The following is a 15,737-nucleotide window of genomic DNA, read 5'->3' as shown; positions in this document are numbered from 1 at the left end:
AATTTTGGATAAGACTATAAAAATAAACATACAGAGCAAAAACCCACATAATGCCCCAGTCAGGGACATCAAGAAGTTATATTGCTCTAATGTTAAATTTAGATAGACTTTATCCATAATATTTATATCCTATACATTACTGACGCACTTCGTTTGTCGGCTTAAAGCTTTGCTTCGCACTCTGCTTTAAGCTATAAATTTAAGGGCTAATTTTTAAAAAGGTTTAAGGCTGAAGATATGGAAAAAACTATCGCAAAGAAAACGATCACAGCACCAAAGAAAGAGTTTAAAAATATACCAAATTTCGTAACGTCTATAAAATCAAAATACATTTTTAACCTTTTTAAAAATTAGCCCCCTTTTAAAGGGGCAACACCATTATAAAGAGCAAAAAGCCTTTTATTTCAAAAGACCAAGACCCTTTTTAACAGCAAAGAACACGCCATAAGCAACAAGAACAGCGCCAGCGATACTCATAAACGGACCAACATTAAGATCGCCCGTAACAGTGCCGTCAGCCGCCATTGTTATACCAGCAGCCAAAGCATTACTTGAAAGAACGCTAACAGCCGCAACACCAGCTAAAACCTTAGATTTAGCAGAAGCAAGAAATTTCATCTGAAATCCTTTTTTTAAGAAATTTAGTAGCCTTAACTACTTATATAAGGAAACACGCTTATATAAATAGTTAAAGGGGCTAAACCCCTTTATTTACTTGTTTTCAGTCTTTTTAGCTGGCTTTGTATCAAATAGGAAGTATTCAACTGGATTTGCTATTGTGATAATTCTTTGATCGTTTGGGAAGCCACCTTCAACCGGTATCTCTTCGCCTTTACGAAATTTCTCTTTTATAGCACTTGCTACAAGTCCAGCCGTGTTGTTATCAGGACAAATTATTTTAAAAACGACCTTTTGCTCTACTTCATCGGTAAAGCCAGTCTTTTCATTGACAACGTCATAGATATTTGATGAAGATATGCGAACAGAAGAAGAGTAGTCATTACCTTCAAACTTGCCAGAAGCTGAACTTCTTACAAGACCACCTTTTAGAATGTATTTTAAATCATAGTCAGATTTAACGATTTGCATGTTTAACACCTTTTTTTATTTATTTGAAACACCATTTAACACAGCCCCGAAAAGGTGTTTCGTCCAAACGGGGCTAGAATAGTTTTGTGCCATATTCAGGGCAAAATCTAAAATAATTATAGATATAATTACAATTATGTTAGATTTAAAAACTTTTTTTGATATAATTTTGTTGCGACACAAAAAATCAAAAAACTATGCACAATAATTATGCATTTGGATAGTGAAATGTTAAATAAAAAAACCTTAAAAATTAATAAAATGCCAAATAATTTGTCAAAAAGTATTAAAAATGACTAGACAAGAATTAGCAGAAAAATTAAATATCACTAGAAACACGCTCACAAACTGGGAAAAAGAAAAACCAGAATTAATAAGACTAATAAACCAAGGTCTAGCACTAGACGAACAAATTTCAGAAACCCAAAAATTCTTAGAAAAGTTAGAAAAAATAAAAGAAAAAGCAAATAATGGAAAAATAAATATAAAGGAAACAAGATAATGCAAAAAATACTAATAATACTAATATTTTCAATAAATGCTATTTGTTATGACTTTGGCGAAGACGTAAATATAATGGGTAAATGGGAAATCACAACAGAAAACAATCAATTTGTTAATTTTATGACAAGTCCAGGCAATAGATGGAAAGTTGAAATCAAAGATGACGGATTTATTTATGATCTAGAAGATGGCAAATTTATACACGAAAGATGGAGCTACACAAGAGAGCAAGGAATAATAAACATAGAATTTTATAACCAAAACAACAGCGGTGAAAAAATGCTAAATGGAAGATTTAAAAATCTAGCAAACAACGATATAAAAATAATTAAGAAAATAGAATTTAATAAATACCTAGTTGAAATAATAGGCACAAACGACAAACTAATAATGCAAAGGCTTGGAGATAGCAAGCAAGTAAAGAATACAAGGCTTAAAAAAGATATCAAAATAGACATAAAATAAAGCGCATAACACTCATAACCCGAAGGTCGGCGGTTCAAATCCGTCCTCCGCAACCAAATACCCTACACTAAAAACTAAACGCCAACCCCTGTGCCATCGCGTATATCATCAACATTTAGATGGACGTAATGCAAGCTGCTCTTTATATCCTTATGACCCATAAATCTCATTAATTTATGAGCGTTAAATCCTTTTAAACTCACTAGCCTAGAAGCCACTGTATGGCGTAATACGTAAAGTCCGTGAGCACTATCATCTCCCTTATATCCTAAAAACTCTTTTACTAACCACCACATCCTACTGCTACTATCAATATTTAGGTGGGTTATAGGACACTTATCTAGTGGTAGGTCTCTGCAGTTATCATAAGCCCCTTGAGATACCCAGTAGTAGGTCATTTTAAGCACTGGGTCATCTTTTGTCTCTGTAAAGAGTTTTCTAGCTTCCACTTTTACTTACGCTCTTAGCTATTTCTAAGCGTTGCTTAATGACTCTAAAGACTTCCATAACACTCTCTCCGCAAGGTAGGGTTCTGCTTTGTTCATTCTTAGGAGCTCCTATGATAGGTTTCTTAGTTTTATGTGTCTTAATTGCCTTTGAGATAGAGAGTGTATCGTGCTCGAAGTTTACTCCAAGCTCTAATGCAAAGTATTCAGCAGGTCTTAGTCCAAGATTAGATAGCACTATAAAGAGTTCGTATATCTCTACGCTAGATAGTGCCTTAGATTTTTTAACTCTGTTATATAAAAACTCTTTAGCACTTAGAAGTTCATCGTCTCTTAAAGCAGGTCTTTTGGGTATTACTTGCCTAGCTTGAAGTCCTTTGAAGTTTGGTTTAGACTTAAACTTCGAGTAGCATTCTAAGTCTATACGGTAAAAAGGGTATATTATTCTTCGAATAAAAATGAATAAAAATTTTAAAAAACGAGAAGTTATATTTTTAGTTTAAATTTCAAACTTGAAATCTAAAAATCATTTAAAACAAACAACTTTATTTTTTCCAGCATTTTTAGCATCATAAACTGATTCATCAGCAGCTTTTAAAATTTTATCCTTTGCTGCGATATTATCATTTACTGTAACAACTCCGATACTTGCAGATCCGATCCAACAAGCATTTGTAAATTCGATACGTATTTTATTTATTTTTTTATGGATTTTTGTAGCTATTTTTAATGCACCATCAGCATCAGTGTCAGGACATATTACTAAAAATTCATCTCCGCCTATACGGCATATTATATCATCGGTGCGTAGATTAAATTTAAGGACATTTGAAAATTCCACAAGCACAACATCACCAGCATCATGTCCAAAAGTATCATTAATAGTTTTGAAATTATCAAGATCGAACATTATAATCGTAAATGGAACTTTGCTTTCAGTGTATTTTTGCAAACAGGCTTCAAGCTCATAACTCATTCTACGACGATTTGCAAGTGCTGTTAATTGATCTGTCATCGCTAAAATTTCTAGTTTTTTATTACTCTCAATCAACTCTTCTGTGCGCTGTTTAACTTTTTCTTCAAGTGAATTTTTAAGCATCAAAAGTTCTTCATTATATTTCATCAAAACACCAAAAACACCATTAAAAGATTTAACTAAAGTATCAAGCTGCTCATGATTTACTCCACTAACTTCTTCATATGCCTGTTCTGGAGTATAGCCTGATTTTATAAGTCGCATTTGAGCGGATAAATTTTTATCTATGCCAAGTATATGAAAGGTTAGCCATTGCACCAAAAAGTCAAGTAGCTCCTTTGCCTCAATCTTTATATTATTTGAATTTAAATTTTTATATTTTGATGTAACTTCTTTGATAAAAATTTTATGAGCTTTAAGATGTTCTTTGGCATGTCTTGCATCAACGCCTGCCTCCAGCATCAACCCTTCTTCATTTGAAAAATGATATTTCGAATAACTAACCAGTTCTTCAAACAAAGGTATAAGATCACTTAAAGTTGTATTATGTGCAGCAAGTTTATTCCCTAAAGAGTTGATTATTTCAACCAAATATCTATGTTCAGAATCAACTTGTTTAATATTTGTTTCAAATTCCCTTCCCCAAGCAAATACGACTTGTTGTGCCATTTTACTACTCCCTGCATAGCTTTATTTGCACTTTATTTTATTTTAATATAACTTATATATAAATAAATTTCTTTGCAAGTAATGAGATTAGTTTATTTTTTTAAATATAAAATTATATTAAACTAAAATTTCTCTTTGGCCTTTTGCATTGACTGGGCTTAAAACACCCATTTTCTCCATTTGCTCGATTATATTTGCAGCTTTGTTGTAGCCTATTTTTAAGCGTCTTTGCAGGTAGCTGATCGATGTTTTTTGCTCGCTTAAGATGATCTCTTTTGCCTCTTCATAAAGCTCATCAAGCTCTTCTTCACCTAGCACACCAGCAGCTGAGCCTGCGCTAGAGCCCTCTTCTGCTAGAAATTTCTCATCGTAAATCACATCTTGTTGCTCTTTTAAGAAATTTACGATTGTCTCGATCTCTTTTTCGCTTGCAAATGGCGCATGTAGCCTGATCACTCCAGGGCTTCCAGGAGGCGTAAATAGCATATCTCCTCGCCCTAGCAAGCTCTCAGCTCCCATTTGATCAAGGATGACCTTACTATCGATCCTCTGCCCTACTCTATAGCTTATCCTGCTTGGTAAATTTGCCTTTATAAGGCCAGTCACGACGTCGACACTTGGACGCTGGGTCGCTACTATTAAGTGTATGCCACTAGCCCTTGCCATCTGCGCTAGGCGGCCGATGTAAAGCTCCACATCCTTGCCGCTAGTCATCATAAGATCAGCCAGCTCATCGATGATCACGACGATATATGGAAACTGCTCGCCGCCCTCGTTCTTCATCTTTTCGTTGTAGCTCTCTATATTTTTTGTGCGAGTTTGGCTCATTATCTTATATCTTCGCTCCATCTCAGCGACCATGTTTGAAAGCGCTGTGATCGCCTTTTTAGCCTCTGTGATAACAGGCGTCAAAAGATGTGGGATGTCGTTATATATGCTAAATTCAAGCATCTTTGGATCGATCATCATTAGGCGCAAAGTTTGTGGGCTATTTCTATAAAGCAAACTTAAAAGCATCGCATTTATGCCCACACTCTTACCAGATCCAGTTGTTCCAGCTATTAGCAAATGTGGGAGCTTTTTAAGGTCAGTCACAAAAGGAGCGCCCACGATATCTTTACCAAGAGCCATGGTTAGCGGGCTGCTCGCGTTTTTAAAGACTTCACTCTCTAAAATTTCTTTTAGATAAATCGTCTCTAAATTTTGATTTGGCACCTCTATGCCAACGACGTCTTTGCCAGGGATCGGCGCTTGGATACGGATAGTTTGAGCCTTTAGCGCCATCGCTAGATCATCTTGCAAAGTGAGAATTTTACTCACCTTGATGTGCGGGGCTGGGCGAAACTCAAATGTCGTGACGATAGGGCCAGTATAAGTTCTCACCACGTCACCATCTATCTTAAATTTACGCAGTTTATCTAGCAAATTTGAAATTTGTTGGTCGATCTCGGCCTCATTGATATTGTGCGAGCGCTTTGGGGGATCGTTTAGAAATTTAAGTGGCGGCAAGACAAAGTCTTTTGGTTTTTCGACCTTGCCGCGCTCTATCTGATCAAGAAGTTTTTTGTTTTCAGCCACTTCATTTAAAATTTCAACCCCGCCTATGGTTGCAGGTCTGCTCTCTTGTGCCGGCTCCATCTCTGGCTCTGGTTCAAATTCTGGCTCACTATCTAAATTTGGCTCATCATCATTTAGCACCTGAGCGTCTATAAGCTCTTCTTCTTTTATCTCTTCAGCTTTTGGCTTTTTGCGCTCTATCTTTGGTATCTGCCTTGCCCTTACCTCTTTTACGCTTCTGCTTTTTTCTTCATAGCTATTTGGCTCTTTATCTACAAAAGCCTTTCTTAAAACGATGATAAAATTTTCTCTAAAAGCAAGTCCAAGTGAGATGATAAATATCATAAGTATAGCAACCGCAGTGCCGATAGCGCCGATGACTTCTTTTAGCGCTGAGACTATAAAGCCGCCTATCACGCCGCTATTTGCCCCAGAAGTACTTAGCGCTTGAAACATCAAAAATGCGATAAAAAATAGAAAAATCCCAACTACAAACTGGGCAAAATCAAAGTCAAATTTCTTAAAATTTTTATATACAAAATAGCCTAAAACGATAAGTAAAAATGGATAAACATAGGCTATAAGTCCAAAATATTTAATATTAAAAACGCCAAGGCTTTGTCCAAGTGAGCCTACAAAATCAGCAGTCGGAGCAGCCGTAGCGATACCAAAATATATAAAAAAACAAACAAAAATAGTAAATAATATATGTCTTAAAATTTTAGATCCTTTTGTTAAAAAGGCTTATTATAGCACGCTTGAGTTTAATTTTTAAAAAATCAGCAAGCTAGGCCTGCTGATTTATCATTTTAGTTTAGGTAGTTTAGCAAGCTTAGTTGATTTATCTTAGCGCTTGCTTGAAGAGTAGCTTGATATGAGAGTGAAAGCTGTGTAAATTTAAGATATGACTCTGCATAGTCTGCGTCTATGACGTCATTTTTAACAGTTAGCACATTTACTTTCATGACCTCCGCACGCTGGTTTGTCGCAGTTAGTAGCTTTGTTTGAGAGCCTATCTTTGTAAGTTCTTTATTTGCGTGATCTATCAAGTGATCCAGCCTTTTTAAAGCGCCTTGCATGCCGGTATTTCGCGGGTCGTGATTATTAGCGTCTGCTCTATAGTAGCCGTTTCTAACGGCAAATATCATATCATCAAGGTCTTGAAAGACACTTGTGCTTGGCTCATCGATAGTTAAAGCATTATTTTCGTTAAAGCTAAATACTGAGCCCTTGCCTTGAGGGTGGCTTGCAGCGCCAGCTGTGTTCATACCAGTGCTATCTCCGTCAAATATATCTCCATTTTTCGCATCATACATGGTTAGCTCTATATTTGTAACAGATTTTGTCTTGTCAGTTAAAACCATCCTGCCACGATCGTCTAAATTTACCTCTACTGCGCCTTTAGTCTTTGATAGGGCGTCTTTATAGGCATTATAGTTTTGATCTCTTCTTACTTTTTCGATATCTGTATCAAAGTTCGCATTCTCTGCGTGTGGAGGATTTGGGATGTTGTCACTTGCAGCCATTGCTACGATGTCCATTAGCTGACGATATGTAAAGTCGCTTGCATAGGTTCTGTAACTACCAAATTCATCAGAGTTATAGACGGTCAAATTTCTAGTTGGAGATACCACACCAGCAGCTGTTGTTGATGTTATTTGAAACTGCACTGGGGTGTTTGTGCCACCTGCTTCGCCCATTTTTACTTTGATGTCATACGTTGTGCCAGTGATTGATTTTACTTGAAGACCTATCTCTTGATTATCTATATTGTAAAGCTCTCTCTTTCTAGCATCGACATCTTTTGGGTATAAATTTCTATTGTAGCTCTCTTTTGTACCAGAAACCTCACTTAGCTTGGTCTGATCGGTTGCAAACTCACCAGTTCTTCTAGCTACTTGAGGTAAATTTGCGATAAGTTCATTGTCTTTTCGCTCAAACCTAACCTTATCGTAGTCAAATGCGTTTGTTAAATTTCCATCTTTATCAAGGTATTTGCTCTTTGTAAATTCAGTTATATGAACCGTTTTTGGCACAGCATTTGCCATATTTTCAAGGCTTTGTAGCGAATTTATCGTATCAAGAGTATTGTTTGGAGCTATCGCACCACGATTTGTCGCCACAGAAGTAGCTGCAACCATGTGAAAGTCTATCGTTTGATTGCCTTTAGTAAGGTCTTTTATATTAAATTGTCCGTCGTTATTTATGCTCACATCGACAACTTTTGTCGTCTTTGTGTTGCCAAATTCCATGCCGATCTTCTCCATCAAACCAGCCATTGACGTATCAGCACTCATTTTAAATTTGCTCGTAAATGTCGTGCCGTCTGGCTTTTTGCCCTGCATGAAAAAGTATGTGTCAGGGAAATTTACATTTGAAGTATCCAAAAAGTCAAAATCTGGCTCGATAGTGCCTTTGTAAGAGCCATCACTGCCCACAACTGAGTCGCTTGCGTAGTTTAGACCGATCATATTTTTTATCTTGCTATTTTCATCAAGATATTTTGGTGCATAAGAGATGTCGGTTCTAGTTTGATCAGCTAGCATCACGTTTGTTGTTAAAATTTTGTTGTAGTCGCCATCTTTTCCTAAAAAAAGATCAAATCCTGGGATATTGTAAGGTAGCTCAACCTGCGCACCGGCTGAGGTTTTCATATAGTCGCGGTTGCCTTGATATTTACCTGAGCCATCGATCGGCTTAGTATCCACAGCACTACCTGAGAATAAAAACTGACCATTTATAGAGGTATTTGCAATATTTACAAGGTGATTTTTGATGCCTTGAAGGTCGTTTGCCAAAGCTTCAAGAGATGTTGTGCTATGCACGTCGCTGGCTGCTTGAACGACTTTTGTTTTAAAATTTTCAAGCTGTTTTTCAAATTCTTTCAGCGCATTGTCTGTGTTTTTTGCAAAATTTACTGACTTACCGGTAGCATCAGCCACTTGAGTGAGAGTGGTCGCTTCATAATCAAGCCTCATCGCATCGTTATAAACCGCAGCACCGTCGTATGGATCTTGGATTTTAAGTCCGTTTGAAAGCTGCTGGTAGCTTTTATTTACGCCAACCATATTTTTTTGATAGTCGTGCAAAGTCTGACTAAAACGTAGTTGATTTGTAATTCTCATAATTTTTCCCTAAATTTTTATTCACTCTAAGCAAGAATAATTCCGCTTTGTGATATATCGGTGAAAATTTGATTTTTTTTAGTGCAAAAAAGTTTTATTGTATAATCTGCCAAAATTTACATATATAAAATAGGAAAGAAAATGGCGTTAAAAATCCTCTTCTCACCAAGCGAAAGCAAAATTTCTCTAAATACAAATGATAAATTTGATGGTAAAAATTTGATATTTTCTGAGCTTTTTAGCAAAAGGGCTGAAATTTTAAAACGATATGATGAGTTTTTAAAAAGTGCAAATTTAGACGAGATAAAAAAGCTTTTTGGACTAAAAGAGCTTGAGGATAGCGAGCAACTGCGAGAAAGCCTATCTAAAAAAGGTAGCATAAAAGCTATCTTAAGATATGACGGCGTTGCCTACAAGCACCTAAACTACCGCGGACTAAGCTTTGAGGCTCAAAAATATATAGATAATAATGTTTTGATATTTTCAAATTTATTTGGGCCAATTTTGGCAAAAGATGAGATAGCTGAGTATAAACTAAAACAAGGCGAAAAGCTAGCTGGCTTTGATATTTGTAAATTTTATGAGCAAAATTTTAGCAAGGCAGTCGATAGCTTTTTAGAAAATGATGAAATTTTAGATCTTAGAGCTAAATTTTATGAAAAATTTTATGTGGTAAAAAAAGAATTTACAACATTTTGTTTTTTGAAAAACAAAAAGATACTAAGCCACCATGCAAAAGCTTATAGAGGTGAGGTTTTGCGCCAGATCGCAAATGCTAAAGTGACAAACAAAGATGAGCTAATGGCTCTAAATTTTGAAAATTTAAAGCTTGTAGATATGAAAAAGATAGGGCTAAAAAACGAGCTTACGTTTGAAATTTGTGAGTGAAAGTTCAAATTTTGGTCTTTTTTACTAAAAAAATGCAAAAAAAGAGCTAAATTTAGGGAAAAAGTATTGTATTTTTTTTTAAAAGAGTGTAGAATTGCCGCATAACTTCTTAAAAGGATGGTTCATGAAAAAAGCTGAATTTATTCAAGCGGTTGCCGACAAGGCTGGTCTTTCAAAAAAAGATACTCTAAAAGTTGTTGATGCTACTTTGGAGACAATCCAAGCGGTTCTTGAAAAAGGCGATACAATTAGCTTTATAGGCTTTGGTACTTTCGGTACTGCTGACAGAGCTGCAAGGAAAGCTAGAGTTCCTGGAACTAAGAAAGTAATCGACGTTCCTGCTAGCAAAGCAGTCAAATTCAAAGTTGGCAAAAAACTTAAAGAAGCAGTTGCTGCTGGTGCTGCTAAAAAAGGTAAAAAGAAATAATTTTCTTTTTCGGGGAGCAAGTCTCCCCTTTTTCTTTCTTCTCACAAACTTAAAAATTCAATCTTAACTTAGCCCGAGTGGTGAAACTGGTAGACGCGTCAGACTCAAAATCTGATAAGGGCAACCTTGTGTCGGTTCGAGTCCGACCTCGGGCACCATTATACAATATCTTAAAAAATCCAAATACATGTAACGATATATAATTATAAGTAATTATTTTTTACTGAATAACAACGGAGCATGAAATACCAATTTTTTCTGGAACACCTTTTGCTTTAAACTATAAAAGAAGCTAGGAGGCAAACCATGAATGATATTAGCATCTTAAGCACCAATATAAATTCATATACCAAGCAACAACACAAACAAGATAGATCTTTAAATTTTAGTGATATCTTTAACCAAAAGACCAAAGAAAAGATTAGCGAGCCAAGCCAAGAGCCAGCCAAATTTACTTATATCTCTTCTTCACAAAATAGCCTCATCTCATTAAATTTTAATGACCTTCAAGCTTATGGCTACACAGTAGATAAGGCTGGCTTTATGGGAGCTGATTTTAACAAGGCTGCAGGTTTGCCGCAAGACTTTAAAATTCACAAAAGCACACTTGATGAGATAGTTAGATACAACAACAAGACATATCTCTTTACGCAAGATAGAAGCAAGGCTGCCTTTGAAAAGATAGATGTAGCTGATACTACAAAGCACTACTATAAACTTTTTAAAAGCATTGTAGGCGATGAAAAAGATAGATATAGTGAAGCTGATCTAGCAAATTTACCAAAAGGATTTAGCCTGGATACTAACCAAAAAACCTTTGGTAAAAATGCAAATTTCTTAAAAGATGTGAGCCTAATATCCGTTACAAATGTCTATAAAACATTTGATCAATTTAATGATGCAAAGATCGTTAGAGATGAGCTTAGAGGCTTTGGAGTAAGCCACGAGGTCTATGAGCTAAATTTTAGCAAAGAGCATCTTGACACAAGAGCTAGTGACGAATATACATTTAACCCTGATATGTTGGTATATCAAGCAGATGATACTTATAGCAATGCTGGTGTGTTTGTGGGATTTTTAAAGAGTTTTAGTCCTATCGCTAGTGATAGTGGCGAGACGAAGCTTAGCGCAGATGCAAGCTCTTACTCAAAGTTAATGAATGAGCAAAGCCTAGCTGATGATATAGTGCCTCTCTCAAGGCTTTTAAAAAATGATAAGATGATCAAATTTATCTTAGAAGAGCTACTAAAGAGAAATTTGCTCACTTCAAAAGATGGCAAAAGTGCTGGTGAGATAGTAGATAGTGTGCTAGCTCATGCCACAAAGCTTCAAAACGAGACAAAAGTTTAAATAGATAAATTTAAAAGGTGGCTATCTTTATCCATCAAGCCATCTTATTTAAAATTTGCTTCTTATCTATCTTTTGCATAAGTTCTAAGACGTCTATGCCTCTTTTTTCTTTGAAATTTAAAAGCTCTCTTGCATAGAGAAATTTCTGATCCTTATTTATATCATAGGTCTCATACTTCTTCTTAACCTGCATAGGTTTAAATTTCTTCTCACTTTGCTCTTTGGCAAAATTTGCATTGTATTCTTTTTCTTCTTTATGTAGTTTGGCTAAAAATTCTTTATGCTCTTTTGTAGTTTTTTCTACATCTTCTTTATAAAGCTTTTTAAACTCTTCTATACTTAGATCAGCTCTAACAAACAAAGCAGCACCATCATTACTCATCATCGTATCTTCAGAAAATGAATTTACAAAAGCTTCTAGTTCCGCCTCCTCTTCTGCTGTGCCAAGACCAACCATTTTACCAACTATCGTTGGTTTGCCGTCTATAGAGTTTGTAAGCAACCAATCCATATAGCTTTGTAACTCCCCAACTCTAAATTCTTCCATAGTTTCTGGAGGGTATTTTGATGCTAAAGCTCTTCTTTCTTTCATTGGATAATCAGACAGCATATTATCAATTCGATTTATAGTATCTGTTATCCAGTCCTCTTTACTTTGGTCTATATCGATAAATTCTTTTACATTATCAGTCCAGGGTCTAAACATATACTTTGAGTAATCAAATTTTTCTTCGATGACGCTTTTATCTTGCTTGCCTTCTTTGGCTACATTTTCTGTTGCATTTTCTTTTTGAATAGTGTTATCTTGTATCGATGTGTTGCTAAGTCCGTTTATGCTAGTTATCATTTCAGCTCCCCTTATGCTGTCTTATCCACTTTAAGCTTTGCCACTTTTTCTAAAATTTCAAACATACTCTTGCCACTATCAAATTCACTCTTTATAAATTTATATATCTCTTTAAATCTCTCATCGGCTTCAAACTTATAGGTTTGAGATTTTTTAGTAACTTGTATAGGCGTAAATTTCTTCTCTTTTTTATCTTCTTCGTTTTGTGTTTCAAGATCGTTGATAGAATTTATAATCTCTTTTGCTAGCTCCTCGTCAAGCTCTAAACCAAAACGCTCATTTAGTGCAAATTTAGCCCATTTGCCTTTAAACTCATCAACACTCATATCGCTATCAAGTAGTTCAGCTGTCTTGCTGCCACCAAAAGCTATAAAAGAGAGGATTTTTTTATTTGCAAACTGATCTATAAAATCATCAACGCTAAGCTTTTTACTATTTAATGGATCTTTAAAAATCCCTTTTGGCTCAAATACTGGATTTCTCTCAAGCCCTAAAGCACCGCTATCATCTATAAATTTCTTTAGCTCATCTATCTCATCTTTTGAAAAAGCGTCGTCATAGCCCATCAACTTGCCAAGTATGCTTACTCTTGGCTCTCCTTCACCTTTTACAAATCCAGTAAGTGAGTGATCATATCTGTCGTATTCTCTTGCTCTTTCTTTATCATCTAGCCTTGCATACTTAGGAAATGTCATACCATGACCCATATCGTTACTAAGTATCTCGTTTATATCGTTAAATTTAAAACCCATCTCCCTTGCTATGTTCTCTCTTGAGAGATAGTTAGGAGTTGAAAGATTATTAGAAATTTGCACTTTACTATCCTTAGTTTCTTTTAAATTTATGCCTTTATATCAACATCTCTTTTTATACCAAGCATATCTACTAGATATTTTCCAGCTGGGTTTTCATTTAGCTCTTTTACTAAATTTAAAGGTGGCATACTAAATTTCAAAAAGCTATCCATAAAGTCTTTGCTCTTTTTGCCGTCTTTGTCTATCTCACCAAAGAGTAGCTTTAGCATTTTTAGATTATGCTCCATCATCTTTTTAAATGATAGTTCGTCTTCTTCATCTGAATACTTACCGACAAACCCAGTCGTTAGATCTACATAGACAAGGTCTCTTTTATACTTAACATACTCTTGCATATATTCAGGCATACCAGCTAGATCAGAGTCGCTTGCTTTGTTAAAATTTGCTCCAAATTTCATCTCGCCCATAAGCTCAAATAGCTCAAATGCCCTGCTAAATTCTTTACTATCTACACTCTTATCAAAGCCTTGCTTCTTTCCAAAAACTGTGGTTTCACCTTCTTTGACGTCAAGGTTGCTATTTATGACAGCTGCTAAAAGTCCGCCTTTAGTTATTGAGCCATCTTTATTAGTGTATTTCTCTCCATGCGGATCGATAAAAACACCACTCCCTACACTCTCTTTGCCACCATTATTGTTGTTAAAGATATCTGTTGTTGGCTTTAGTGGCTGCCTGCCATCTCCGCCATTAAAGCTTGGGTTGAAAAAGAGCGTGCTTATCATCTGCTTGTTTGACTCTTTGTAGTTAAAGCTAGAAGCAGCTGCATCAAAGTCATAAATGGAGTTATATATCTTAGTTACTTGCATGCTTTGGCGATTATACTCAAAGCCTTGAGGGAAATTTCTTATCTCATCTAAGCTAAAGCTATCCTTTGAGTTTAATGTATCTTCACCAACTACTTGTGAGAGGATTTTGTAGGCATTGCCAGCAGTCTTTGCTATATCTATGCTTTTAAAGGTGCGACTAAAAAATGATGTCCCCTCTGCAACATTGACTAACGACTCTAGCGTGCTTGAGTGAATTTTATATTCACTTGGGATGCCAGCTTGCTTATTAAACTCATCTGTAAAGTAGCCATCCTTATCTACCTTGTAGCCTAAAACCTCTGAGCTTGTTTGGTTAGTGGCAACTTTGGTTGATACCTTTATGTTCTGCTCTAAATTTAAGGGGTAGCTACCAAGTGTGTTTATCATCTAATATCCTTTTAGCTTTATGCTAAAGATATCGTCTTTTTTGCGAAAAGATTTATTTTACAAAGGTTTTTAGTCTACATAAATTTACTCCTAAACTCTCGTATCTACCTTTTTATAAAGCCTATCTTTGCTAGATAGTTCCTTAAATTTGAGGTCGTTTTCAAGGTAGGTAATGTTGTAAATTTCTTTGATGGTGATACTTTTGCCGTTTTCAAGTCCGATTAGGAATTTACTTGTAAATTTATCAGAGAGGTTTTTAACATCAGCATCACGACCAAGACCAAAAAGAGCGTATTCCATATCTAGCTTATGCTCTTTTGCTCTTTTTAGCTGTCTCACGCTCTAGCTCTTTACCGCCATAAGTAGCCACTGCTTGCATACTTCTTGAAACGCTAACGTTTGAAGTAAAAATTTGCACTGCGTTTGAAGTCTTTTGCACGCTTGATTTTATCTGATCGTCAAAGTCAGAAATTTCTAGCTGTGCGTTTTTCTTAGGGGCAGCTAAGCTGTCAGTTAGCCAGGAGTGCTCTATACCTTTAACACTTGAAGTGCCAATTAGTTTAAGTATAGGCGTCTCGTCAGCACCTATTAAGATTATGTTTTCATAGACTGAGGGCTTTAAGCCTTCTCTTTTTGTAGCCGGGGCTTGAAACCCAGTTGTAGTTATTGCCATTTCTTTGCTCCTTTTATGCAATTTAATGGCAATTTATCATTTGTCGCTGTGTCAAATCTACCCAATTTTGGCAAAAAGAATATTTTTTTGTTTGCTTTGAAAAAGAGAACAAGCCCTAAAGATAGGGCTTTTAATTATTTTTGGAGTTTTTAGTAGATATATAGCTAGTTTTTGCACCTTGACTAATTTTATTTTTAGTCAGCCTATTTACTGCTTTAGCTTTTACTTCGTCACTTATGTCTTTATTTAGTAGCACTTTCTTAACTAAGCCTATCTTGTCGCTACTTGTGTCTATTGCATCAAGTAGTTTAAGCTTTGGGTTCTCAAACTTCGCAACTCATTTAAAAAAAGAATAAAAACATTGTTAAAATTCCAAAAAATTTATATCAAATTTTTATAAAGACATATACATTCGAGCTTTAATCTAAAAATTTTAATCATCGTAACTCTTTTTATAGTTCTACTTTAGCCATGTCATTATTTTTTAGAAAAACCCATAAGTTAAATTCAGCCTAAAGAATTTAAAAATTGGTAAAAAACTAAAAATAAAAAGACAATCAAACCAATAATCTAAAAATAAAAATAAAAACCAATATTTTATACTTAAACAGCAATAAACACTAATAAAAACTAGAATCAAATAATATAAGAATTAAAGCAGACAAACAACAAAGCCCGCAACGACCTACTTTTCCAACATCCCAGTAAGGGAG

General features: G+C 35.3%; 16 protein-coding genes and 1 tRNA gene. 6 read left to right on the top strand and 11 right to left on the bottom strand.

Features of this window, described 5'->3' with window-relative positions; translation table 11 throughout:
• Positions 1-399 precede the first annotated feature (399 nt).
• Together G6W41_RS01310 and G6W41_RS01305 are read right to left on the bottom strand one after the other, a co-directional pair.
• Positions 400-618: a hypothetical protein gene (locus G6W41_RS01310; protein WP_148804140.1), complete on the bottom strand. Its 219-nt coding sequence runs from the start codon at positions 616-618 to the stop codon at positions 400-402.
• Positions 619-711: 93 nt separating this feature from the next.
• A complete protein-coding gene (locus G6W41_RS01305; RefSeq protein ID WP_194170376.1) occupies positions 712-1,089 on the bottom strand; it encodes a hypothetical protein in 378 nt (125 codons plus the stop codon).
• Positions 1,090-1,381: 292 nt separating this feature from the next.
• Between G6W41_RS01305 and G6W41_RS01300 the strand changes: the two genes are divergently transcribed.
• Together G6W41_RS01300 and G6W41_RS01295 are read left to right on the top strand one after the other, a co-directional pair.
• Positions 1,382-1,591, top strand: a complete 210-nt coding sequence (locus G6W41_RS01300) for a helix-turn-helix domain-containing protein (RefSeq protein WP_194170375.1) — start codon at positions 1,382-1,384, stop codon at positions 1,589-1,591.
• A complete protein-coding gene (locus tag G6W41_RS01295) occupies positions 1,591-2,058 on the top strand; it encodes a hypothetical protein (protein ID WP_194170374.1) in 468 nt (155 codons plus the stop codon). The genes G6W41_RS01300 and G6W41_RS01295 overlap by 1 nt, the downstream gene beginning before the upstream one ends.
• 74 nt (positions 2,059-2,132) lie before the next feature.
• Here the strand turns inward: G6W41_RS01295 and G6W41_RS01290 are convergent, their stop codons facing one another.
• The 4 genes from G6W41_RS01290 to G6W41_RS01275 all read right to left on the bottom strand — a co-directional run bounded on the left by G6W41_RS01290 (position 2,133) and on the right by G6W41_RS01275 (position 8,831).
• The gene (locus G6W41_RS01290; protein WP_194170373.1) at positions 2,133-2,507 is read right to left on the bottom strand and encodes a hypothetical protein; all 375 of its coding nucleotides are present in this window, start codon (positions 2,505-2,507) and stop codon (positions 2,133-2,135) included.
• A 523-nt stretch (positions 2,508-3,030) separates the two neighbouring features.
• The gene (locus G6W41_RS01285; RefSeq protein ID WP_194170372.1) at positions 3,031-4,149 is read right to left on the bottom strand and encodes a GGDEF domain-containing protein; all 1,119 of its coding nucleotides are present in this window, start codon (positions 4,147-4,149) and stop codon (positions 3,031-3,033) included.
• Positions 4,150-4,266: 117 nt separating this feature from the next.
• A complete protein-coding gene (locus G6W41_RS01280) occupies positions 4,267-6,372 on the bottom strand; it encodes a DNA translocase FtsK 4TM domain-containing protein (RefSeq protein WP_430733010.1) in 2,106 nt (701 codons plus the stop codon).
• Positions 6,373-6,515: 143 nt separating this feature from the next.
• Entirely contained in the window at positions 6,516-8,831 is a 2,316-nt protein-coding gene (locus tag G6W41_RS01275; protein ID WP_021088208.1) for a flagellin, read from the bottom strand.
• Between the two features lie 141 nt (positions 8,832-8,972).
• On the opposite strand from G6W41_RS01275, the gene G6W41_RS01270 reads away from it, so the two are divergent.
• From G6W41_RS01270 to G6W41_RS01255, 4 genes are all read left to right on the top strand, one after another.
• Positions 8,973-9,719 carry a YaaA family protein gene (locus G6W41_RS01270; protein ID WP_194170371.1) on the top strand — a complete coding sequence of 249 codons (747 nt, stop codon included), beginning with the start codon at positions 8,973-8,975 and terminating at the stop codon, positions 9,717-9,719.
• Positions 9,720-9,843: 124 nt separating this feature from the next.
• A complete protein-coding gene (locus G6W41_RS01265) occupies positions 9,844-10,146 on the top strand; it encodes an HU family DNA-binding protein (RefSeq protein WP_012001719.1) in 303 nt (100 codons plus the stop codon).
• Positions 10,147-10,217: 71 nt separating this feature from the next.
• Positions 10,218-10,304, top strand: a tRNA-Leu gene (locus tag G6W41_RS01260).
• 148 nt (positions 10,305-10,452) lie between these two features.
• Positions 10,453-11,496, top strand: coding sequence for a Cj0814 family flagellar-dependent secreted protein (locus G6W41_RS01255; RefSeq protein WP_194170370.1), 1,044 nt, complete (start codon positions 10,453-10,455; stop codon positions 11,494-11,496).
• A gap of 34 nt (positions 11,497-11,530) precedes the next feature.
• Here the strand turns inward: G6W41_RS01255 and G6W41_RS01250 are convergent, their stop codons facing one another.
• The 5 genes from G6W41_RS01250 to G6W41_RS01230 form a co-directional block, all read right to left on the bottom strand.
• Entirely contained in the window at positions 11,531-12,343 is an 813-nt protein-coding gene (locus G6W41_RS01250) for a cell surface protein (protein ID WP_194170369.1), read from the bottom strand.
• Positions 12,344-12,354: 11 nt separating this feature from the next.
• Positions 12,355-13,158: a hypothetical protein gene (locus tag G6W41_RS10005; protein WP_196779788.1), complete on the bottom strand. Its 804-nt coding sequence runs from the start codon at positions 13,156-13,158 to the stop codon at positions 12,355-12,357.
• A 26-nt stretch (positions 13,159-13,184) separates the two neighbouring features.
• The gene (locus G6W41_RS01240; RefSeq protein WP_194170368.1) at positions 13,185-14,351 is read right to left on the bottom strand and encodes a Cj0814 family flagellar-dependent secreted protein; all 1,167 of its coding nucleotides are present in this window, start codon (positions 14,349-14,351) and stop codon (positions 13,185-13,187) included.
• 90 nt (positions 14,352-14,441) lie between these two features.
• Positions 14,442-14,690: a hypothetical protein gene (locus tag G6W41_RS01235; RefSeq protein ID WP_194170485.1), complete on the bottom strand. Its 249-nt coding sequence runs from the start codon at positions 14,688-14,690 to the stop codon at positions 14,442-14,444.
• Entirely contained in the window at positions 14,659-15,024 is a 366-nt protein-coding gene (locus tag G6W41_RS01230; RefSeq protein WP_194170367.1) for an SU10 major capsid protein, read from the bottom strand. The genes G6W41_RS01235 and G6W41_RS01230 overlap by 32 nt, the downstream gene beginning before the upstream one ends.
• Between the last annotated feature and the right edge of the window lie 713 nt (positions 15,025-15,737).

This window comes from Campylobacter concisus, from assembly GCF_015230035.1.
GTDB lineage: Bacteria > Campylobacterota > Campylobacteria > Campylobacterales > Campylobacteraceae > Campylobacter_A > Campylobacter_A concisus_BK.
Note: the sequence above shows the minus strand (reverse complement) of the source record. Positions and strands in the feature narration are given on the sequence as shown.